Origin of the sequence: Streptomyces sp. NRRL F-2664 (assembly GCF_000719345.1) — a bacterium.
Lineage (GTDB): Bacteria > Actinomycetota > Actinomycetes > Streptomycetales > Streptomycetaceae > Streptomyces.
Genome location: NZ_JOFX01000042.1, coordinates 54,059 through 72,971, shown reverse-complemented (window position 1 = coordinate 72,971; position 18,913 = coordinate 54,059). Strand labels below are relative to the sequence as shown.

Below are 18,913 nucleotides of genomic sequence, written 5' to 3'. Positions count from 1 at the left end.
GCATGAAGTCGTACATCGTGGGCGTGGGCATGACGAAGTTCGAGAAGCCCGAGTCGCGGGACCAGCAGTACTGGGACATGGCGAAGGAGGCCGGGTCCGCGGCGCTCGCGGACGCGGGCGTGGACTACGGGCTGGTGCAGCAGGTGCCGGTCGGCCACTGCTTCCAGGCCTCCACCGCCGGCCAGCGGGCGGCGTACGAGCTGGGGCTGAGCGGGGTGCCGGTCTACAACGTCAACAACAACTGCGCGACCGGGGCGACGGCGCTGATGATGGCGCGGCAGTTCGTGGAGGGCGGACTGAGCGACTGCGTACTGGCGCTGGGCTTCGAGAAGATGAAGCGGGGCGCGCTGGGCGGGGGCGCGGACGGAGGGGACTTCGCGACCTCGCCGGTGGCCCGGCACTACGGGATCATGACGGCGGGGCACGGTTTCGAGATGTCCCCGCCCACGGCACAGATCTTCGGCAATGCGGCGCGCGAGCACATGGAGCGCTACGGGACCACACCCGCGCAGCTGGCGGCGGTCGGCGCGAAGAACCACCGGCACTCCGCGGACAACCCCAACGCGCAGTTCCAGGACGTGTACTCGGTCGAGGAGGTCCTCGCGGCGAAGGAGATCCATGCCCCGCTGACGAAGCTCCAGTGCTCGCCCACCTCGGACGGCGCGGCGGCGGTCCTGGTGGTGTCCGAGCGGTTCCTCGTGGCGCACGGACTGCACGACAAGGCGGTGGAGATCGTCGCGCAGGCGATGACGACGGACACGGAGGAGTCGTTCGCGTCGGGCTCGTGCATCGACGTGGTCGGCAAGCCGATGACGGCGGCCGCGGCCCGGCAGGTGTACGAGGCGTCCGGGCTCGGCATCGAGGACGTGGACGTGGTGGAACTGCACGACTGCTTCTCGATCAACGAGCTGCTGACGTACGAGGCGCTGGGCATGTGCGAGGACGGGGCCGCGGGCACGCTGGTGGAGAGCGGGGCCACGACGTACGGGGGGCGGTGGGTGGTGAACCCTTCGGGCGGGCTGATCTCCAAGGGCCACCCGCTGGGGGCGACGGGCCTCGCCCAGGCCGCGGAACTGGTCTGGCAGCTGCGCGGTGCGGCGGGGGCGCGGCAGGTGCCGGGCGCCCGTGTGGGCCTGGCCCACAACATCGGCCTGGGCGGCGCGGCGGTGGTCACCCTACTCCGCCGCTGACGCCCCGGACCCGTGACCGGGGGCGCCGCCCCGGCGGCCGCCGACGGGGGCCGGATCCGGCAGCCGGCGATCACAGCCGGAAGACACCGCGCCAGGTCCAGCCCGCGGCCAGCACCGCTTCGCGCAGCGGCGCCTTCACCGCCGCGGAGCTGAAGCCGGACTCCGGTACCAGGCGCCGCCGGCCTTCGGCGTCCCGCCCGAACCTCCACTGCCTGGAGGTGGAGTTGACCGGCCCACGGGTGTGCTTCCACCCCGAGCCGTCGAAGGACCTCTCCCCGCTCTCCAGGCGCTCCCACTGCTCGTCCAGGGTGCGGACGTCGCGGGCCCCGGCGTCCAGGCGCAGCAGCGTATGGCCGCGCTCGGGGTGCCAGGGGCCCGGCGGGATCCGCCACACCGCCACCAGGTGGGCGCCTTCCCTCGCGGTGCCTTCCCGCAGGACGAACGGAGCGTCCGGGCCGTCGAGCGCGAGCAGCGCGGCCCGGAGCTCCGCGGCGGAGCGTACCGGCGTACCGGGCTCGGGGTGCCGGGTGCCGGTCAGTCGGTCGAGGAGGCCCATCGGGCCAGCCTACGAAATCCCGTTCCCGCCGCCGGACCGCCCTCCCGCCGACGTGAGTTCGCAGCTGCCGTTCGCGCACTGCCTTCGGAGCCGGCCCCGGGAGACGGTCTCGGCCAGGCCGATCGCCCAGCACATCGGGCAGCCGCGCAGCGCGACCACACCGACCGGGGCGAGGAGCAGGGTGGCCGGGCCGAAGACCGGGACGAGGGCGAAGGCCGCGATCAGGGAGCCGAAGCCCACCGCGCCCCGCGCCAGGTGCCGCGGCACGGACGCACTCGCGAAGCTCGATCCGGAGCGGGGTGGGGGGCCCGATCCGCCCCCGGGCACGGACGCCGGGGCCTCGGTGTCAGTGGTGGGCAGCGGCACGGGTGTCTCCCAGGGTGAGTCGGAGCGCGGCACGCGCCCGGTGGAGGCGCGACTTCATCGCGGCCGTGCCGAGGCCCAGCGCGTCGGCGGTCGCCCGCCCGCTGTGCCCCTGCACGTCCCGCATGATCAGGACCCGCCGCTGGTCCGCCGGCAGCGCGGCGATGGCCTCCGCCACCCGCCCCGCCTCCAGGCGCCGCAGCACCTCGTCCTCCGCCGACAGGACGGCCGAGTCCGGCAGCGGCGCCCGCTCCCTCGGCACCAGCCGGGCCCGCCGCAGGCACTCGTTGCGGACGATGCGGAACATCCACGACGCCAGCGCCCCGGACGCCCTGAGCATCCCGATCCTGCGGTACAGGATGATCAGCGCCTCCTGGGCCGCGTCCTCGGCGTCCTCACGCGACGCGCACAGGGAGTACGCGAAGCGCCGTACGTTCGGGTGCGCCCCGGCGACCAGGGCCGTGAGCGAATCGAGGTCGCCGGCCTGCGCCGCGGCGACCAGGGACTCGCCCGGCCAGTCCGTCCGCTCAGCCACGGGCCCGGCCCCGGCGGCGCAGGACGGCGACGGTGCACGCGCAGAGCAGGACGGCCGCGCCGGCGACGACGAGAACAGTGGTCATGCGAAACCTCCGGTTCAGGTGCCGACCCACCTCGGTGTCGGCAACGTACACAAGAGGCGCGGGTCCCCCGAAAGGATTCACCCCAGGGCCGGATCGACCACCGTCTCGCCCGTCGAGGCGCGGCGGACGGCGTCCGCCAGATCCTCGACCGGGCCGTCCCGCAGCACCAGCCCCGCCGCGCCGGCGGCGAGGGCAGCCTCCCGCAGGCCCGGGTGCGCCGAGCCCGTCAGGACGAGGACCCGGCACTCCGGTTCGTCCTCCAGCAGGGCCGTCACCGCCGCCAGGTCCTCCACCAGCGCCACCGCCGGACGGGCCATCGGGTCCCGTACGACCTCGATGTCCGGCTGGAGGCCGAGCTGCAGCGCGAGGGCCGGACTGTGCGGGTCCAGCAGCACCCGCAGGGAGCGGGCCTGGCGGTGTTCCACGGGCATTTCGTCCACCCGCCCAGCCTATCTGACGGGCAGTCATGAGTCTTCCCAAGTGCGGGGGCGTGCGTTATACATTCCCTCACCGGCCGAGCCTAGAACGCGTTCTAGAACCGGCCGTCCCCCATACGACCTCGGTGCGGCCGACGGTGCGGACGACCGCGCCGAGGTCTTCCAGGGCAGCGATTTTCCCGCTCGACCGACGACAGGGAGCCGCATCCTCATGCCGATCGATGCCGCCAGGGCCCTCGCCGCAGACCCCCGCCGGGGGGACATCGGCTGGGACCACAAGGACATCCAGCTCTACCACCTCGGCCTCGGCGCCGGTCTGCCGGCGAACGACCCGGACGAGCTGCGCTACACCCTCGAATCCAAGCTGCACGTCCTGCCCAGCTTCGCGACCGTCGCCGGCGCCGGCATGGCCATGCTCGGCGGCCTCGGCCAGCCCGGCATCGAGGTCGACCTCGCCCACGTCCTGCACGGCGGCCACTCCATCGAGCTGCACCGGCCCATCCCCGTCCAGGGGCGCGCCACCTCCAGCTCCAAGGTCGCCGCCGTCTACGACAAGGGCAAGGCGGCCGTCATCGTGCTGCGCTCCGAGGTCGCCGACGCCGACGGCCCCCTGTGGACCAGCGATGCGCAGATCTTCGTACGGGGCGAGGGCGGCTTCGGCGGCGAGCGCGGCCCCTCCGTCAGGGAGGAGCTGCCCGCCCGCAACCCCGACCGGGTCGAGGAACGGCCCGTCCGCGAGGACCAGGCGCTCCTCTACCGCCTCTCCGGCGACTGGAACCCGCTCCACGCCGACCCCGAGTTCGCCAAGCTCGCCGGCTTCGACAAGCCGATCCTGCACGGCCTGTGCTCGTACGGGATGACCCTCAAGGCCGTCGTCGACACGGCCCTGGGCGGGGACGTCTCCCGGGTCCGCGCCTACCGCACGCGCTTCGCCGGGATCGTCTTCCCGGGCGAGACGCTGCGCATCCGGATGTGGCAGGAGCCCGGCCGCGTCCTGGTGTCGGTGACCGCCGTCGAACGCGACGACGCGCCGGTCCTCGCCGACACCGTCGTCGACCACTCCTAACACTCCGCCCCCCGACAGCACCGACAGGAGCCGCACCGTGCGCGCAGCACTGCAGAGCGAGATCGGCCAGGACAAGCTGGAAGTCGTCGACGACATGCAGGCCGTGGGCTTCGGCCCCGGCAAGGTGAGGATCCGCATCAGGGCCACCGGCCTGTGCCACTCGGACCTGTCCGCGATGAGCGGCGTCCTGCCGCAGCCCGCCCCCTTCGTGCCCGGCCACGAGGGCTCCGGAGTGATCACCGACGTCGGCGACGGCGTCACCGGCCACGCGGTCGGAGACCGCGTCCTCGTCTGCTGGCTCCCGCCGTGCGGCCACTGTCCGTCCTGCAGGCGCGGCCAGGGCCACCTGTGCCTGGAGGCCTTCGGGAACGTCGCCACCCCCAACTTCAAGCGGGGCGACGGCGACGTCTTCGGCTTCGCCGGCACCGGCACCTTCTCCGAGGAGATGGTCGTCCCGGCCGCCTGCGCCGTCCCGATCCCCGACGACCTTCCCTTCGACATCGCGGCACTGATCGGCTGCGGCGTCACCACCGGCCTCGGAGCGGCCGTCAACACCGCCGAGGTGCAGGCCGGATCGTCCGTGGCCGTCATCGGCTGCGGCGGCGTCGGCATCTCCGTCATCCAGGGCGCCAAGGTGCAGGGCGCGGCCCAGATCATCGCCGTGGACCCGGTCGAGTCCCGCCGCGAGGCGGCCCTGCGCTTCGGGGCCACCGAGGCGGTCTCCCCGGAGGAGTTCGCCGACGCCAAGAACCGGATCACCGCCGGAGAGGGCTTCGACTACGTCTTCGAGGTCGTCGGCACGTCCGCGACCGCGCAGAAGGCGTACGAGATGACGCGGCGCGGCGGCTCCGTCGTCGTGGTCGGTGCGGGCGCCCTCGACGACAACTTCCAGGTCAACATGTTCTCGCTGTTCTTCGACGAGAAGAAGATCCTGCCCTCGATGTACGGAGGCGGCGACGTGCTCCGCTCCTACGAGCGCACCATCGCGCTGTGGCGGGCCGGCCGTATCGACCTGGCGAACCTGATCACGCACCGGGTGAGCCTGGCCGAGGTCAATGACGCCCTCGACCAGATGCGCACGGGCGTCGCCCTGCGCACCTGCATCGAACTCTGACGCTCCCCCGGCACCCGCGCCCCCAACGGCTCCGACCTGATCCGACCTGCTCCGACCTGATCCGAGAGGAACGCCACCGATGTCACTCCCACTTGAGGGGCTCAGCGCCATCGTCACGGGCGCCGGCCGCGGTCTCGGCCGGGCCGAGGCGATCGAGCTCGCGCGGCTGGGCGCGAGCGTGGTCGTCAACGACCTCGGCCGGCCCGGCCGGGACGGCTCGGGCGAGGCCTCGGCCGCCCCGGCGCAGGAAGTGGCGCAGGAGATCCGCGCGGCCGGCGGGCAGGCCGTCGCGCACCTCGGCGACGTCGCCGACTTCGAGCAGGCCGGCGAGCTGGTCGAGCTGGCGGTGGGCACCTACGGCAAGCTCGACGTCCTGGTCAACAACGCGGGCATCCTGCGCGACCGGATGGTCTTCTCGATGTCGGAGGAGGAATGGGACTCGGTGATCCGCGTCCACCTCAAGGGTCACTTCAACACCACCCGCTTCGCATCCGCCCACTGGCGCGAACGGTCCAAGGCCGCAGGCGGCCCGGTCTACGGCCGGATCGTCAACACCTCCTCCGAAGCCTTCCTCGGCGGCTCGGCCGGGCAGCCGAACTACGCCGCCGCCAAGGGCGGCATCGTGGGCCTCACGACCTCGACCGCCCTCGCCCTGGCCAAGTACGGGGTGACGGCCAACGCCATCTGCCCGCGCGCCCGCACCCGGATGACGGAGGACGTCTTCGCCGGCTTCGAGGTCCCCGAGGACGGCAGGCTGGACGCCCTCGCCCCCGAGCACGTCGCCCCGCTCGTCGGCTACCTGGCCTCACCCGCCTCCGCCCGGGCCAACGGGCAGCTCTTCGTCGTCCACGGCGGCATCGTGGTCGTCATGGAACGCCCCAAGGTCGCCGCCAAGTTCGACACGGGCAAGGAGGCCTTCTCCTACGAGGAGCTCGACGCGGTCCTCACCCCGCACTACGAAGCCCGACCGGCGAACGAGACCTTCGCCGCCCCCGAGGTCCTGGGCCTGAAGCACGGCTGAACCGTGGGGGGCTGGCCCTACCGGCCCGGCAGCGGCGCCTGCTGGAGCGGGATCGGGCGCGCCGAGGGCGGGGCCGGCGGGGCCGCCGACCGGACCGGCACGTCCACCCGGACCGGCGGCGGGGGAGAGGCGGGAAGCGCCGTCCCGAGGATCCCGCAGGGCACCTCCGGTGTCGCGTACGGCAGGTGCAGACGGCCCTGCGGGCTGAACAGGCCCGCGCCGCCGAGCCAGCCCGCCGGGGCGGTCATCCGAAAGACGTGCCGGTCGGCCGGGCGCCACAGGCCGATGTCCCCCTCGGGCAGCCGCAGCGCCACCCCGCAGGTCTCCGGCATCAGGGCCTGGCCCGGCTGGACGGCGAAGGGCACGGCGTCCCCCCGCCGCAGGCACTCGGGGAAGCGGACCGGGCGCGAACTGCCGAGGACGCCCCAGCCCAGCCGCGGTTCGCCCGGGGCGTCGGAGCGGATCAGCAGCAGTCCGCTGTCCGGGTCGGCCAGCAGCAGGCGGTCGTCGCTGTCCTCCGTGATCTGCAGCAGCGGGGTGACCCTGCCGTCGCCGCCGAGGTCCACCGTGACGGCCTTCGCGGTCCCCTCCAGCTCGCGGTCCAGGGCCAGCAGCCGGCCCGTGCGGTCCAGCCACACCCCGCCGGAGCAGCGCCCCGGGATCCGGGCCACGCGCTGCGGCCCGAAGGCGGACCCCGCCACCTGCCACAGCGTGGTCACGGTGTCCGACGCGGCCACGGCGAAGGCACCGATGCCGTCCGGGGCCGGCGGCAGCAGGAAGACCCGTACGCCCTCCTGCGCGTCCACGCCGCCCAGCTGCAGCTCTCCCGTGCGCGGCCCGGCCGCGGCGCCCGTCGGGTACAGCAGGGCGAAGGCGTGCCGGTCCGCGACGCGGCGGTGGATCAGCACGCGCCCGTCGGTCAGGGGGAGGAGCTCACTGTCCGCCTCCTCGGGCTGGGCGAGGGGCAGGGGTACCGCGTACGGCTCGGGACCGGCGAGGGTCCAGCGTTCCGCGTAGCGCGCCTCGCCCTCCCCGGCGAGCCGGGCGGCGTACGACCCGTCCGCGGAGATCGTGAACGGGGCCGTGGTCGTCATCTCGATGGCACAGACAGTCATCCGGGCCGTCACCTCCGGTGAGGAAGCTAGTTTTCGGGATTCCTGCCGAACAACACGACCAAGGCGGCTTCACACGTAAGGGTGTCCGGGCGGCGATTCGTCTGTGATGCGCGGTGCGGTTGTGCTGCGAGGCATCGAAAGACAGGCCCGGCGGGCGGGCTCCGGGCCGCTTCGCAGGTACCGCTGCTGACCGGACCGGCCGCCACGGACGGTAGCCTTGGCCCGTGCCCCGTCTCTCTGAAGTCATCGCCGCGCTGGACGCTCTCTGGCCCCCCTCGCGGGCCGAGCAGTGGGACGCGGTCGGAACCGTGTGCGGCGACCCCGACGCCGAGGTCGGCCGGGTCCTCTTCGCCGTCGACCCCGTCCAGGAGATCGCCGACGAAGCCGTGGACCTGGGCGCCGACCTGATCGTCACCCACCACCCCCTCTACCTGCGGGGCACCACCACGGTCGAGGCCGGCACCTTCAAGGGCCGCGTCGTGCACACGCTCATCAAGAACGACATCGCGCTGCACGTCGCCCACACCAACGCCGACACCGCCGACCCCGGCGTCTCCGACGCCCTCGCCGGCGCCCTGGACCTGCGGATCACCGGCCCGCTGGTGCCGGACCCCAGCGACCCGGACGGACGCCGCGGCCTCGGCAGGATCTGCGAACTGGACCGTCCCGAGACCCTGCGGGAGTTCGCCGCCCGCTGCGCGGCCTGGCTGCCGCCGACCGCCCAGGGCATCCGCGTCGCCGGCGACCCGGACGCGATGATCCGGCGGGTCGCCGTCAGCGGCGGCTCCGGCGACAGCCTCTTCGCCGAGGTCCGCGCCGCCGGCGTCGACGCCTTCGTGACCGCCGACCTGCGCCACCACCCGGTGTCCGAGGCCCGCGAGCAGAGCCCGCTGGCCCTCGTCGACGCCGCCCACTGGGCCACCGAGTGGCCCTGGTGCGAGCAGGCGGCCGCGCAGCTCGACGCGATCTCCGAGCGCCACGGCTGGGGTCTGCGCACCCACGTCTCGCGCACGGTCACCGACCCGTGGACGGTGCACGCGCCGTCCGTACCCTCCCCTTCTACCTCTGGAGCCCCCAACTGAACGCCGAGCCCGCCGACCAGATCCGACTTCTCGATGTCCAGGCGCTGGACGTCCGGCTGTCTCAGCTCGCCCACAAGCGCAAGTCGCTGCCCGAGCACGCCGAGCTCGACACGCTCACCAAGGACCTGGCGCAGCAGCGCGACCTGCTGGTCGCCGCCCAGACCCAGGCGAGCGACACGGCCCGCGAGCAGACCAAGGCGGAGCAGGACGTCGACCAGGTGCGCCAGCGTGCGGTCCGCGACCAGCAGCGGCTCGACTCCGGCGTGGGCATCTCGGCCCGGGACCTGGCGAACCTGCAGAGCGAGGTCGTCTCCCTCGCCAAGCGCCAGGGCGACCTGGAGGACGTGGTCCTGGAGGTCATGGAGCGCCTGGAGGCGGCGCAGGAGCGCGTCTCCGAGCTGACCGAGCGCGTCTCCGCCCTGGAGGCCAAGGTGGCGGACGCCACCGCCCGCCGCGACGCGGCCACTACCGAGATCGACACCGAGGTCGCGAAGGTCACCAAGGACCGCGAGGTGATCGTCACCTCGATGCCGGCCGACCTGATGGCGCTGTACGAGAAGATCCGCGTCAAGCAGGGCGGGGTCGGCGCCGCACGCCTCTACCAGCGCCGCTGCGAGGGCTGCCGGCTGGAGCTCGACATGGCCGAGGTCAACGAGATCAAGGCCGCGGCCCGCGACCAGGTCGTCCGGCACGAGAACTGCGGCCGCATCCTGGTCCGTACGGCCGACTCGGGCATCTGATGCCGCGTTTCGTCGTGGAGGCGGACGGCGGGTCCCGGGGCAACCCGGGGCCGGCCGGCTACGGCGCCGTCGTCCTCGACCCGGCCTCGGGCGAGACGCTGGCCGAGCGCGCCGCGTACATCGGCGTCGCGACGAACAACGTGGCCGAGTACAAAGGTCTGATCGCAGGCCTCACGGCCGCCCGCGACCTCGCGCCCGACGCGGTGGTCCTGGTGCGGATGGACTCCAAGCTCGTCGTCGAGCAGATGTCGGGCCGCTGGAAGATCAAGCACCCGGACATGAAGCCGCTCGCGGCCGAGGCCGCGCGGATCCTGCCGCGCGCGCAGGTGACGTACGAGTGGATCCCGCGCGAGCGGAACAAGCACGCCGACCGGCTCGCCAACGAGGCGATGGACGCGGGCAGGCGCGGCGGGCAGTGGGAGCCGTCGGCCTCCTCGGCGGCCCTCGCGACGCCGTCGGTCCCGGCGGCCCCCTCGGGACCGCCCGGCGACGCCGCCGCGGGCGCGGCGGCCGCCCGCGCGGCCCTGGCCGCCGCCCGGTCCGGCCCCGACACCGCGGCGGCCCGGGGCATCGCCGGCGACGCGGCCGCGACCGCGGCCCGCACCGGTACGGCGTCGGTGGGCGCGGCCTCCGCACCGGCCGGTCCCGGCCGCGCGGCCACCGCACCGGCGCCCGCCCGGGCAGGGGCCGACATCCTCTTCGCCGAGCCCGGTCCCGGCACGGACGCGCAGATCCCCGCGGCGGCGCCGGCGTCCGACCTGGACGCCCACGCGACGACGGGCAGCGCGCCCGCGGGCGGGCAGGGCTGGGGTCCCGACATGGGGCCGCCGGCCACCTTCGTACTGCTGCGGCACGGCGAGACGGCGCTCACCCCGCAGAAGCGGTTCTCCGGGAGCGGCGGGAGCGACCCCGAGCTGTCCCCGGCCGGCCGCCGGCAGGCGGCGGCCGTCGCCGAGGCGCTCGCCGCCCGCGGTACCGTCCAGGCGGTCGTCAGCTCCCCGCTGCTGCGCTGCCGCGAGACCGCGCAGGCGGTCGCCGACCGCCTCGGCCTCGGCGTGACGGTCGAACAGGGCCTGCGCGAGGTGGACTTCGGCGCGTGGGAGGGCCTGACCTTCGCCGAGGTGCGGGACCGCTTCCCGGACGACCTCCAGGCCTGGCTGGACTCCCCGAAAGCCGCCCCCACCGGGGGCGGGGAGAGCTTCGCGGCCGCCACCCGGCGGATCGCGGCGACCCGCGACCGGCTGCTGGCCGAGCACGCGGGCCGCACGGTCCTGCTGGTCACCCACGTGACGCCGGTCAAGATCCTGGTGCGCCTGGCGCTGGGCGCGCCGCCGGAGTCGCTGTTCCGCATGGAGCTGTCGGCGGCCTCCCTCTCGGCGGTGGCCTACTACGCGGACGGCAACGCCTCGGTCCGCCTCCTGAACGACACGGCGCACCTGCGCTAACCCTGGCGGGGCTGGGCGGGGTGCGGGCCGGTGTGCCGGGGCCCTGCCCCGGCCAAGGGCCGCGCGGGCGGCCGCCGCGCCCGCGGCGGCGTCGCCGGGCGGTCCCGACCGCTACGGTCGCGGACACCCGAGGCCGTGCGGCAAGAGCTGTGGGCCCTGCTCGCAGTCCACCAGGCCATCCGCCGGTTCGCGCACGCCGCCGCCGCGAGCAGCCCCGCCCTGGACACGGACCGGCTCTCCTACCTCCGCTGCGTCCGGATCGCCCGCCGCAGTGTGGCATTCCAGCACAACACCTCCCGACGCACGCTGACCAGCGCCTGGAAGGAGGCCACGCAGGAAGCGCGCTCTCGCTTGCTGTCGGATCAAGAAGCCGATGCGGTGGCCGATCCTGCGAACTCGGAGCGGCCGCAGCAAGGTCGAGCCGAGCCGGTGGGCCCACAACCAGACCACCAAGCAGCGCAAACACAGGGGAGCCGGCAGACCTGTGCCCCGCCAACCAGAGCTCCCGCCCCAAGCGGTGGTTTCAGGAAAAGGCTGCGCCCGTATCAGTCGTGGTTCACGGTGGTCAGATCCAGTGGTAGTTGGTGTCGTCCAGGGTCGGCAGGAAGGCCCGGGCGGCATCGAGCGGCACTGTGGGAGTAGCCAGCTCGGCGAGCGGGACTGGTGGGAACAGAGCCTTGTCGGCCGTGTCCTTGTAGTGGATCCAGATGAGGTGGCCGGCTCCGGCGGTGTCATCGTGCTCGACGGTACGCAGGCGAGCACGGGTGACATCGACGATGTGGAGGCGGAAGACGAGGTGGAGTTTGCGGGGCGGGGTGCTTCCGGGTCGGGCCACCATGGCGTCCCGGATCCAGGTCAGTCGCGGGACACAACTCGATTCTGAGAGGTCCAAGCCCAGTTCTTCGTCGAGTTCGCGTGCGAGGGCCTGATGGATCCGTTCCCCGGGTTGGACGTTGCCACCTGGGAGGGTGTATTGGTCCTGGCCGTTCTTGATGCGGTGGATGAGGGCGATCTCGTCGCCGTTGAACAGGGCCGCGGCGACGCGGATCTTGATGCGGGTGAAAGGTTCGGCGGAGGTCACTGAGGGGCTTCTCCTTCGGTGGATGAGACGTCGTTCTGAAACGATCAGTAAGCGCGCGGATCAGAGTGGAGCGAGGATCATGAGGATTTCGTCGCGGTCGTCACCTGCGGCGAGCCGGAGGGCGCCAGGCCACCGGCCGCGGGTCTGAACATGGTGGACGGTGCCCCAGTGTGAGATCAGCCTGAACGGGTCGCGACGGACGTTGAGCCAACCTGCGAGTTCCCCGTCCATGGTTGCGGCGAGCAGTCGACCGGTGTCGGGGGAGAGCAGGTCGATGATGCGATCGAGGGCCGAAGTCACCGTGGCGGCAGCGACAGGCGGGAAGGGGAAGCCTCCGCCCGTACCAGATGCAACCTGGCCGGCGGTCGAGGCGCAGCGTCCGGGGAGCGCCGCAGCACCACCACCGGACCGCCACCCCCGAACGGGAGTGGAAAGGGGCAGACGAGCCGGCCTGTACGCCGGGTTCTGTCACCCGGTGACCTCGCGGTCGCCGGGGAGACGGCCATCCATCTAGGACCGACGTTGCCGCCGGCCTCGTGCGGTCCACCCGCGAACTCGGGCGGGCAGCCCTCAAGCGTTCGCGCAGACCCGTCCGGGGACGGGTCCTCTTGACCTTGCTCCAGGTGGGGTTTACCTAGCCGCCTGGGTCACCCCAGGCGCTGGTGGTCTCTTACACCACCGTTTCACCCTTACCGGAGGCCGAAGCCCCCGGCGGTCTGTTTTCTGTGGCACTGTCCCGCGGGTCACCCCGGGTGGGCGTTACCCACCACCCTGCCCTGTGGAGCCCGGACGTTCCTCGGCGGGATCCGGGGATCCCGACGCGGCCGCCCGGCCGACTCGTCTGCCGTGGCGACCATGGTACCGGCTGTGCCGTCGCCGCTTGACCTTGCCGCAACGGCAGGGTTTCTACTGGGGGCATGCGGATCGGAGAGATCGCCGCGGTCGTCGGGGTCACCACCCGCGCGATCCGGCACTACCACCATGTCGGGCTGCTTCCGGAACCGGAGCGGCGCCCCAACGGATACCGGGCCTACACCGTCCGGGACGCCGTCCTGCTGGCCCGTGTACGCCGCCTCACCGAGCTGGGGCTCAGCCTGGACGAGGTCCGTGACGTCCTCGCCGACGACGCCGGGCGGGACCTGGCCGACGTACTGGCGGAGCTGGACGCCGACCTCGCCCGGCAGGAGGCCGCGATCAAGGAGCGCCGGCGGCGGCTCGCAGTGCTGCTGGCCGCCGGGCCGGGGGAGGGGGAGCCGCTCTCGCCCGCTCTCGCCGACCTGCTGGCGAAGGCGCCGCGGACGGCGTCCCCGGCCGCGGCGAAGGACCGCGAACACCTGACGCTCCTCGACGTCTCGGGCGCGGGCGGTCAGGAGGTCTACGCCGCCCTGGGGACGGTCGCCGCCGACCCGGGGGTGCTCGCCCTGTACGAGCGGCTGGACGAACTCGCCGACGCCCCCGTGGACGACCCGCGGATCCCGGGCCTGGCGGCCGAGCTGGTGGCCGCGGTCCCGGAGGAGGTGTTCGCCGTGATCCCCCGGGACGGGGTGGTCGTGCCCGGGTTCAAGGAGGCGCTGCTCGCCGAGTACGCGCCCGCGCAGGCGGAAGTGGTGCGCCGGGTCATGGAGGCGTTCGTCGAGAGGGGGCGGGGATGACGGGCGCGGTGCGGTCGGCCCGGCTGGCGGGGGCCGCGGTGCTGCCGGCGGAGCTGGCGCTCGTGGTGTGCGCGGCGGCCGGGCTGCGGCTGCCCGCGCCGGTCCTGGCCGCCGCGGAGGCCGTGGTGTGCGGGGTGCTCGTACTGGAGGCGTGGGTGCTGCGCGGGCTGTACACCGCAGCCCGGGCGGCCGGCGAAGCACCCGGAGCTGCCCTGCGGACGGCGGTCGCGGCCGTGGTCCCGGTGCAGGTACGGCGGCTGCTGCGGCACGAGCTGCTGGCCGGCGCCTCCCTCGGCCGGTGGGTCCTGCGGCGCAAGCACGGGGTGCGCCCCGGCGACCTCGCCGCCGCGTACACCGGACCGCAGACGGCCATGATGTACGGGATGGTCTTCGTGTCGGTGGTCGAGACCTTCGCGCTGGCCCTGCTCATCCCCTGGCCGGCGGTGCACCGGGTGGTGCTCGTGCTGGACGTGTACGGGATCGTGCTGCTGCTCGGCCTGCACGCCGCCTGCGTCACCCGGCCGCACGTGGTCGGCGCCGACGGGTCGCTGCGGATCCGCTACGGGGCCCTCTTCGACCTCGCCGTCCCGCCGGACGCGGTGGCCTCGGTCCGGGTGGACCGGCGCTACCCCCAGGGGCGGCTGGTCACCGTCTCCGAGGAGGGGGTGCTCGACCTCGTCGTCGGCAGCCAGACCACCGTGACCCTGGAACTGCACCGTCCGCTCGCCTTCACCCGTCCGCTGGGCGCGAGGGCGACGGCCCGCACGGTCCGCTTCCACGCCGACGATCCCCACGCCCTGGTCGGCGCCCTGCGCCGGCCGGCGTGAGCGTCCTGCTGCGGTCGACCGGACGGGCGGCCCATCCCGGCGGGCGTCCAGGGCGTGTCTTTCGGAGCATGCCGGGCTCGCGGGGCTCCCTGGTCCGGTGACCCCTAGGACACGCCCTAGGCTGGCCGGGGGGCCGCATCCCCCGCGCCGTGTCGTACTGAAGGAGAACCACCGTGCTCGTGCTGCTGCCGCCCTCCGAGGGAAAGGCCGCCGGAGGCTCCGGCGCACCGCTGGAGCCGCAGGAGCTGTCGCTGCCCGGGCTGGCGCAGGCCAGGGCGGCGGTACTGGAGGAGCTGGTCGAGCTGTGCGCGGGCGACGAGCTGAAGGCCCGTGAGGTGCTGGGCCTGAGCGAGGGCCTGCGGGGCGAGGTCGCCAAGAACGCGGGGCTGCGCTCGGCCGCGGCCCGCCCGGCGGGGGAGATCTACACCGGCGTGCTCTACGACGCGCTGGGCCTGGCCGACCTGCCCGCGGCGGCGCGGGCGACCGCCGAGGACGCACTCCTGGTCTTCTCGGGACTGTGGGGCGCGGTGCGGATCACCGACCGCATCCCCTCGTACCGCTGCTCGATGGGCGTCAAGCTGCCCGGTCTGGGGGCCCTCGGCGCGTACTGGCGCGCTCCCATGGCCGAGGTGCTGCCCGCTGCGGCCGGGGACGGGCTGGTGCTGGACCTCCGTTCGGCGGCGTACGCGACGGCGTGGAAGCCGAAGGGGGAGGTCGCGGGCCGGACCGCGACCGTGCGGGTGCTGCACTCGCAGGTGGTCGACGGCGTGGAGAAGCGGTCCGTGGTGAGCCACTTCAACAAGGCGACGAAGGGCCGGCTCGTCCGGGACCTGCTGCTGGCCGGGGCCGTGCCCGCATCGCCGGCGGAGCTGGTGACGGCCCTGCGGGACCTGGGCCACGTCGTCGAGGCCGAAGCCCCCGCGAAGGCGGGCCGGGCGTGGTCCCTCGACGTGGTCGTGACACAGATCCACCACTGACGGGCCGTCACCGGCGCGCGGTACCGGCGGCCCGGGGCCGGGGAAGGGGCGCCGCCCCCGGCGCCCCGTGCCTCAACGGCCCAGCGGCCAGGCCACCGTGGCCGGGGTGCGGTCGGAGGTGTCCGCGTACGCGGCGCAGGCGTCGGTCAGGGCTTCCAGGAGGGTGAGCGGGTCCGGGAGGGGGTGTTCCGTGCCGCGGACCCAGGCGACCGCCCGGTCACCGGGGAGGGCCGCCGGGGGGACCAGGACGTAGCTGCCGCGGCAGTGCCAGCGCAGCCCGGGGTGTTCGGCCATCGTCTCGGGGTGGCAGTCCAGCGCGCACGGCCACCATTCGTCCTCGTCCTCGGGGGTGCCGCGGGTGGCGGTGAAGAAGAGCATCCGGGCCTGGTCGCCGATGCCGCCCGATTCGGCGACGGGGCCGACCTTGACGCCGGCCTCCAGGAGCCGCGCGAGGGCGGCGGCGCCGGCTTCCAACGGGACGTCGAGCACGTCGTGGACCATGCCGGTCGCGGTGATGAAGTTGGCCTGGGGCTCGTTGCGCGCCCACCGCTCGATCTGCGCGCGGTCGGTGGTCGACTGCGTCTGCCAGGCGAAGGAGACGGGATGTCGGGCCGGGGTCGGACATCCGATGCGGTCGCACGAACATCGGTAACCGGCGGGATGGGCGGCGGGGGCGAGCGGCAGACCGGCGGCTGCGGCAGCCAGGAGGAGCGCTTCGCGCTCCCGGGCGGGGTCCTCGGCGGTGGGCTTCTGCCGCCGGCGCAGCCACTGGGAGATCCTGCTCTGCTCGCCGCGTTTGACGCGGCCGGACTCAGACCCCATCTATCCCCTCACCTCACCGTTGCCCCGGCAGACCTTCACATGGTCCCACCATCCTGCGCCCCGGGTGACCGCTCTCGACGAGCGGGGGGCCGGGGATGGGTGAGCGCCAACCCCTACATACCCCCAGAATCGGGTCAAACATTCCCTGGTGAACGCGGGTTGTCGTGCGGTGGACGTGCGGTGACGTTTGCCACCCCGCCGAGTACGCGGTCCACGAGCGCGTCGGTGTAGGCGTGCGTCAGGGGGGCGGTGCGCAGCAGCCAGCGGTACGTCAGGGGACCGAGGAGCATCTCCACCGTCAGCCGCAGGTCGGCGTCGGGTGCGAGCTGACCGGCTTCGCGGGCGGTGCGCAACCGGGCCTCGTACAGGGCGAGCTGCGGCTCCAGCAGCTCCTCGGTGAAACGCGCGCCGAGCTCGGGGTCGGTGGCGCCGGCCGCCGTCAGGGCGCGTGCGGGGGCCTCGTACTTCTCGTCGTTGAACTCGTCGACCGTCGCCCTCAGGACGTGCTTGAGGTCCGCGGCGAGGTCGCCGGTGTCGGGGAAGCCGGTCCACTCGGCGGCGGTCTCCGCGTCCCCGGCGAGGGCGAGGGAGGCTTCCAGGAGGACGGCGGCCTTGGAGGGCCACCAGCGGTAGATGGTCTGCTTGCCGACGCCCGCGCGGGCGGCGATGGCCTCGATCGTCAGCTTGTTGTAGCCGACCTCCCCGACCAGGGCGAGCGCGGCGTCGAGGATGGCGCGCCGGGAGCGGTCGCTGCGGCGCGTGGCGTCAGGGGTCTTGGTCATACCGCGAACCTATCAAAGCGAGACGTCTCGTCTCTCCTTCTTCCGTCGTTTTCGTAAACCACCCCATCGGTCCACTGTGCCGTCCCCCGTCCAGGAGGGACGATTCTCTCCAGCACTCGTCCCGAGTCGTGAAAGTCGTGAGGAGCCTTCTTTGCGCAGAGACGCCACACCCCGGCGCTATCTGATGTGCCCACCCGCACACTTCAAGGTCACGTACTCCATCAACCCGTGGATGGATCCCACGAAACCGGTGGACCTGCCCCTCGCCCAGGCACAGTGGGAAGACCTCAGGGACCGGTACGTGTCCCTGGGCCACACCGTCGAGACCCTCGTACCGGATCCCGCCCTGCCCGACATGGTGTTCGCGGCGAACGGGGCGCTGGTGATCGACGGCCGGGTCCTCGGAGCCCGGTTCGCCCACCCCGAACGGGGCCCCGAGGCCCGGATCCACCTCGACTGGTTCCGCGGGCACGGCTACCAGGACGTCCACGAGCCCGCCCACGTCAACGAGGGCGAGGGCGACTTCGCCGTCACCGCGAGCTTCGTCCTCGCCGGGCGCGGCTTCCGCTCCAGCCCGCTCTCGCACGCCGAGGCGCAGGAGTTCTTCGGCCGCCCCGTCATCGGGCTCGACCTGGTGGACCCCCGCTACTACCACCTGGACACCGCGCTCAGCGTCCTCGACGGCGACGAGGTCATGTACTACCCGGACGCCTTCTCGCCCGGGAGCCGGCGCGTGCTCCGCCGCCTCTTCCCCGACGCGCTCATCGCCGACGGCCGGGACGCGGCCGCCCTCGGACTGAACGCGGTGTCCGACGGCCGGCACGTACTGCTCCCGCAGGCGGCCGCCGGGCTGTTCGGCCCGCTGCGGGACCGGGGCTTCGAACCGGTTCCGATGGACCTCGGCGAACTGCTCAAGGGCGGCGGCAGCGTCAAGTGCTGCACCCAGGAGCTGCGGTCGTAGACCGCCGGCGGCGGGCCCGCCGGCCCGCCGGGGCGGTCTAATCCTCCCGGTCCGCCGGGGGCGGCGGCCAGGCCCGGCCCCAGTCGGCGTCCCGCGCGGCCTTGTACAGGCCGCCGTGGCGCTTGGTCACGTTGACCCGGGTCAGGCCCGCGCCGTCGCCCTCCTCGGGGCCGCACAGCTCCAGCAGGACCAGCCCCTTGCGGATCTGCGGCTTGCGGATGATCCGCGAGGCGGCCGGCTCCACCGGGAAGCGCGTCGCGGCGACGTAGCTGAACTTCTCGTCCTCGTAGGGCAGCGAGCCGCCCTTGACCTGCCGGTGCAGGGAGGAGCGGCTGACCCGCGCCGAGAAGTGGCACCAGTCCTGGCCGACCTCGATCGGGCACGTCCCGTCGTGCGGGCACGGGGCGGCGACCCGCAGCCCGGCCGCGATCAGCTGGTCGCGGGCCTCCCGGATGCGCAGGTACCCCTCCGGCGTGCCCGGCTCGATCAGCACCACCGCCCGGCCGGCGCGCGCCGCCTCGGCGACGACGGCCGTGCGGGCCTGCTCGGTCAGCTCGCCGAGTACGTACGACACCGTCACCAGGTCGGCCTCGGGGATCGCCAGGCCCGCGCCGATGACGGCCCGCCGCCACTCGGCGCCGCTCAGCACCGGCGAACCGGAGGCCGCCGCCAGCTGTCGGCCCAGGGCCAGCGCCGGCTCGGCCCAGTCCAGTACGGTGGTCCGCCGCGGGCCGTCCCAGGTGGCGTCGACCGCCCAGGTCGCGGCGCCGGTGCCGCCGCCCACGTCCACGTGCGAGCCCGGAGCCCAGTCGGGCGCCGCCTCGGCGAGGCCGTCCAGAGCGGCCCGCACCGCTTCGAAGGTGGCCGGCATGCGGTAGGCCGCGTACGCCGCGACGTCGGAGCGGTCGCGCAGGACCGGCGCGTCGGTGGGGGTCCGCCCCCGGTAGTTGGCGATGAGCCGTTCGACGGCGGCCGAGGCCTGCTTGGGCGGCAGCCCGTCGAGCAGCCCGCCGAGCGCGCTGCGGAGGGTCTCGGCGGTGGTGGGGGCGGAGGCGTTCACCT

20 protein-coding genes and 1 other RNA gene are annotated in these 18,913 nt (G+C 73.8%); 11 read left to right on the top strand and 10 right to left on the bottom strand.

Features of this window, described 5'->3' with window-relative positions; genetic code table 11:
- Nucleotides 1–2 precede the first annotated feature (2 nt).
- Complete coding sequence (locus IF89_RS0128960) at nucleotides 3–1,190, top strand: lipid-transfer protein (RefSeq protein ID WP_030774353.1); 1,188 nt, start codon at nucleotides 3–5, stop codon at nucleotides 1,188–1,190.
- A 70-nt stretch (nucleotides 1,191–1,260) separates the two neighbouring features.
- On the opposite strand, the gene IF89_RS0128955 is transcribed toward IF89_RS0128960, so the two are convergent.
- From IF89_RS0128955 to IF89_RS0128935, 4 genes are all read right to left on the bottom strand, one after another.
- Entirely contained in the window at nucleotides 1,261–1,746 is a 486-nt protein-coding gene (locus tag IF89_RS0128955) for a hypothetical protein (RefSeq protein ID WP_030774350.1), read from the bottom strand.
- A 9-nt stretch (nucleotides 1,747–1,755) separates the two neighbouring features.
- Nucleotides 1,756–2,013 (bottom strand): hypothetical protein, encoded by a 258-nt coding sequence (locus tag IF89_RS38390; protein ID WP_420706977.1) that lies wholly within the window; start codon nucleotides 2,011–2,013, stop codon nucleotides 1,756–1,758.
- 79 nt (nucleotides 2,014–2,092) lie between these two features.
- On the bottom strand, nucleotides 2,093–2,644 hold the full coding sequence (locus IF89_RS0128945) for an RNA polymerase sigma factor (RefSeq protein ID WP_030774343.1): 552 nt from the start codon (nucleotides 2,642–2,644) through the stop codon (nucleotides 2,093–2,095).
- Between the two features lie 162 nt (nucleotides 2,645–2,806).
- Nucleotides 2,807–3,160 carry a DNA-binding response regulator gene (locus IF89_RS0128935; protein ID WP_234327902.1) on the bottom strand — a complete coding sequence of 118 codons (354 nt, stop codon included), beginning with the start codon at nucleotides 3,158–3,160 and terminating at the stop codon, nucleotides 2,807–2,809.
- Nucleotides 3,161–3,377: 217 nt separating this feature from the next.
- Here IF89_RS0128935 and IF89_RS0128930 point away from each other — a divergent pair, with 217 nt between their 5' ends.
- The 3 genes from IF89_RS0128930 to IF89_RS0128920 all read left to right on the top strand — a co-directional run bounded on the left by IF89_RS0128930 (nucleotide 3,378) and on the right by IF89_RS0128920 (nucleotide 6,367).
- The gene (locus IF89_RS0128930; RefSeq protein WP_030774338.1) at nucleotides 3,378–4,232 is read left to right on the top strand and encodes a MaoC/PaaZ C-terminal domain-containing protein; all 855 of its coding nucleotides are present in this window, start codon (nucleotides 3,378–3,380) and stop codon (nucleotides 4,230–4,232) included.
- Nucleotides 4,233–4,269: 37 nt separating this feature from the next.
- On the top strand, nucleotides 4,270–5,346 hold the full coding sequence (locus IF89_RS0128925) for a Zn-dependent alcohol dehydrogenase (RefSeq protein WP_030774336.1): 1,077 nt from the start codon (nucleotides 4,270–4,272) through the stop codon (nucleotides 5,344–5,346).
- Nucleotides 5,347–5,425: 79 nt separating this feature from the next.
- Nucleotides 5,426–6,367: a 3-oxoacyl-ACP reductase gene (locus IF89_RS0128920; protein ID WP_030774333.1), complete on the top strand. Its 942-nt coding sequence runs from the start codon at nucleotides 5,426–5,428 to the stop codon at nucleotides 6,365–6,367.
- A gap of 17 nt (nucleotides 6,368–6,384) precedes the next feature.
- On the opposite strand, the gene IF89_RS0128915 is transcribed toward IF89_RS0128920, so the two are convergent.
- The gene (locus IF89_RS0128915) at nucleotides 6,385–7,482 is read right to left on the bottom strand and encodes a hypothetical protein (RefSeq protein WP_030774330.1); all 1,098 of its coding nucleotides are present in this window, start codon (nucleotides 7,480–7,482) and stop codon (nucleotides 6,385–6,387) included.
- A gap of 224 nt (nucleotides 7,483–7,706) precedes the next feature.
- On the opposite strand from IF89_RS0128915, the gene IF89_RS0128910 reads away from it, so the two are divergent.
- Genes IF89_RS0128910 through IF89_RS0128900 form a run of 3 tightly spaced genes read left to right on the top strand, consistent with a single transcriptional unit; the run spans nucleotide 7,707 to nucleotide 10,749 of the window.
- Entirely contained in the window at nucleotides 7,707–8,564 is an 858-nt protein-coding gene (locus IF89_RS0128910; RefSeq protein ID WP_030774326.1) for a Nif3-like dinuclear metal center hexameric protein, read from the top strand.
- Nucleotides 8,561–9,304 carry a zinc ribbon domain-containing protein gene (locus IF89_RS0128905; protein WP_030774323.1) on the top strand — a complete coding sequence of 248 codons (744 nt, stop codon included), beginning with the start codon at nucleotides 8,561–8,563 and terminating at the stop codon, nucleotides 9,302–9,304. The genes IF89_RS0128910 and IF89_RS0128905 overlap by 4 nt, the downstream gene beginning before the upstream one ends.
- Nucleotides 9,304–10,749 carry a bifunctional RNase H/acid phosphatase gene (locus IF89_RS0128900; RefSeq protein WP_030774322.1) on the top strand — a complete coding sequence of 482 codons (1,446 nt, stop codon included), beginning with the start codon at nucleotides 9,304–9,306 and terminating at the stop codon, nucleotides 10,747–10,749. The genes IF89_RS0128905 and IF89_RS0128900 overlap by 1 nt, the downstream gene beginning before the upstream one ends.
- 565 nt (nucleotides 10,750–11,314) lie before the next feature.
- Here IF89_RS0128900 and IF89_RS0128895 read toward each other — a convergent pair.
- On the bottom strand, nucleotides 11,315–11,830 hold the full coding sequence (locus tag IF89_RS0128895; protein ID WP_030774320.1) for an NUDIX hydrolase: 516 nt from the start codon (nucleotides 11,828–11,830) through the stop codon (nucleotides 11,315–11,317).
- Nucleotides 11,831–12,268: 438 nt separating this feature from the next.
- Nucleotides 12,269–12,670, bottom strand: an RNA gene (gene rnpB / locus IF89_RS41055) — RNase P RNA component class A.
- 77 nt (nucleotides 12,671–12,747) lie between these two features.
- On the opposite strand from rnpB, the gene IF89_RS0128885 reads away from it, so the two are divergent.
- The 3 genes from IF89_RS0128885 (at nucleotide 12,748) to yaaA (ending at nucleotide 15,286) form a co-directional block, all read left to right on the top strand.
- Nucleotides 12,748–13,482 (top strand): MerR family transcriptional regulator, encoded by a 735-nt coding sequence (locus IF89_RS0128885; protein ID WP_030774314.1) that lies wholly within the window; start codon nucleotides 12,748–12,750, stop codon nucleotides 13,480–13,482.
- Entirely contained in the window at nucleotides 13,479–14,309 is an 831-nt protein-coding gene (locus tag IF89_RS0128880) for a hypothetical protein (RefSeq protein ID WP_030774312.1), read from the top strand. The genes IF89_RS0128885 and IF89_RS0128880 overlap by 4 nt, the downstream gene beginning before the upstream one ends.
- A 173-nt stretch (nucleotides 14,310–14,482) precedes the next feature.
- Complete coding sequence (yaaA, locus tag IF89_RS0128875) at nucleotides 14,483–15,286, top strand: peroxide stress protein YaaA (RefSeq protein ID WP_030774308.1); 804 nt, start codon at nucleotides 14,483–14,485, stop codon at nucleotides 15,284–15,286.
- Between the two features lie 72 nt (nucleotides 15,287–15,358).
- Here the strand turns inward: yaaA and IF89_RS0128870 are convergent, their stop codons facing one another.
- Together IF89_RS0128870 and IF89_RS0128865 are read right to left on the bottom strand one after the other, a co-directional pair.
- Nucleotides 15,359–16,108, bottom strand: a complete 750-nt coding sequence (locus tag IF89_RS0128870; RefSeq protein WP_030774305.1) for a bifunctional DNA primase/polymerase — start codon at nucleotides 16,106–16,108, stop codon at nucleotides 15,359–15,361.
- A gap of 134 nt (nucleotides 16,109–16,242) precedes the next feature.
- Nucleotides 16,243–16,890 carry a TetR/AcrR family transcriptional regulator gene (locus IF89_RS0128865; RefSeq protein ID WP_051807769.1) on the bottom strand — a complete coding sequence of 216 codons (648 nt, stop codon included), beginning with the start codon at nucleotides 16,888–16,890 and terminating at the stop codon, nucleotides 16,243–16,245.
- Nucleotides 16,891–16,966: 76 nt separating this feature from the next.
- On the opposite strand from IF89_RS0128865, the gene ddaH reads away from it, so the two are divergent.
- Nucleotides 16,967–17,851 (top strand): dimethylargininase, encoded by an 885-nt coding sequence (gene ddaH / locus IF89_RS0128860; protein WP_420706976.1) that lies wholly within the window; start codon nucleotides 16,967–16,969, stop codon nucleotides 17,849–17,851.
- A gap of 37 nt (nucleotides 17,852–17,888) precedes the next feature.
- Here ddaH and IF89_RS0128855 read toward each other — a convergent pair whose 3' ends face one another.
- On the bottom strand, nucleotides 17,889–18,911 hold the full coding sequence (locus IF89_RS0128855) for a small ribosomal subunit Rsm22 family protein (RefSeq protein ID WP_030774296.1): 1,023 nt from the start codon (nucleotides 18,909–18,911) through the stop codon (nucleotides 17,889–17,891).
- Between the last annotated feature and the right edge of the window lie 2 nt (nucleotides 18,912–18,913).

Bases quoted from the DNA above. Each gene is read 5' to 3' on its own strand.
- IF89_RS0128960 (WP_030774353.1), top strand. From the start codon at position 3: ATGAAGTCGTACATCGTGGGCGTGGGCATGACGAAGTTCGAGAAGCCC.
- IF89_RS0128955 (WP_030774350.1), bottom strand. From the start codon at position 1,746: ATGGGCCTCCTCGACCGACTGACCGGCACCCGGCACCCCGAGCCCGGT.
- IF89_RS0128935 (WP_234327902.1), bottom strand. From the start codon at position 3,160: ATGCCCGTGGAACACCGCCAGGCCCGCTCCCTGCGGGTGCTGCTGGAC.
- IF89_RS0128930 (WP_030774338.1), top strand. From the start codon at position 3,378: ATGCCGATCGATGCCGCCAGGGCCCTCGCCGCAGACCCCCGCCGGGGG.
- IF89_RS0128920 (WP_030774333.1), top strand. From the start codon at position 5,426: ATGTCACTCCCACTTGAGGGGCTCAGCGCCATCGTCACGGGCGCCGGC.
- IF89_RS0128915 (WP_030774330.1), bottom strand. From the start codon at position 7,482: ATGACTGTCTGTGCCATCGAGATGACGACCACGGCCCCGTTCACGATC.
- IF89_RS0128900 (WP_030774322.1), top strand. From the start codon at position 9,304: ATGCCGCGTTTCGTCGTGGAGGCGGACGGCGGGTCCCGGGGCAACCCG.
- IF89_RS0128885 (WP_030774314.1), top strand. From the start codon at position 12,748: ATGCGGATCGGAGAGATCGCCGCGGTCGTCGGGGTCACCACCCGCGCG.
- IF89_RS0128880 (WP_030774312.1), top strand. From the start codon at position 13,479: ATGACGGGCGCGGTGCGGTCGGCCCGGCTGGCGGGGGCCGCGGTGCTG.
- IF89_RS0128870 (WP_030774305.1), bottom strand. From the start codon at position 16,108: ATGGGGTCTGAGTCCGGCCGCGTCAAACGCGGCGAGCAGAGCAGGATC.
- IF89_RS0128865 (WP_051807769.1), bottom strand. From the start codon at position 16,890: ATGACCAAGACCCCTGACGCCACGCGCCGCAGCGACCGCTCCCGGCGC.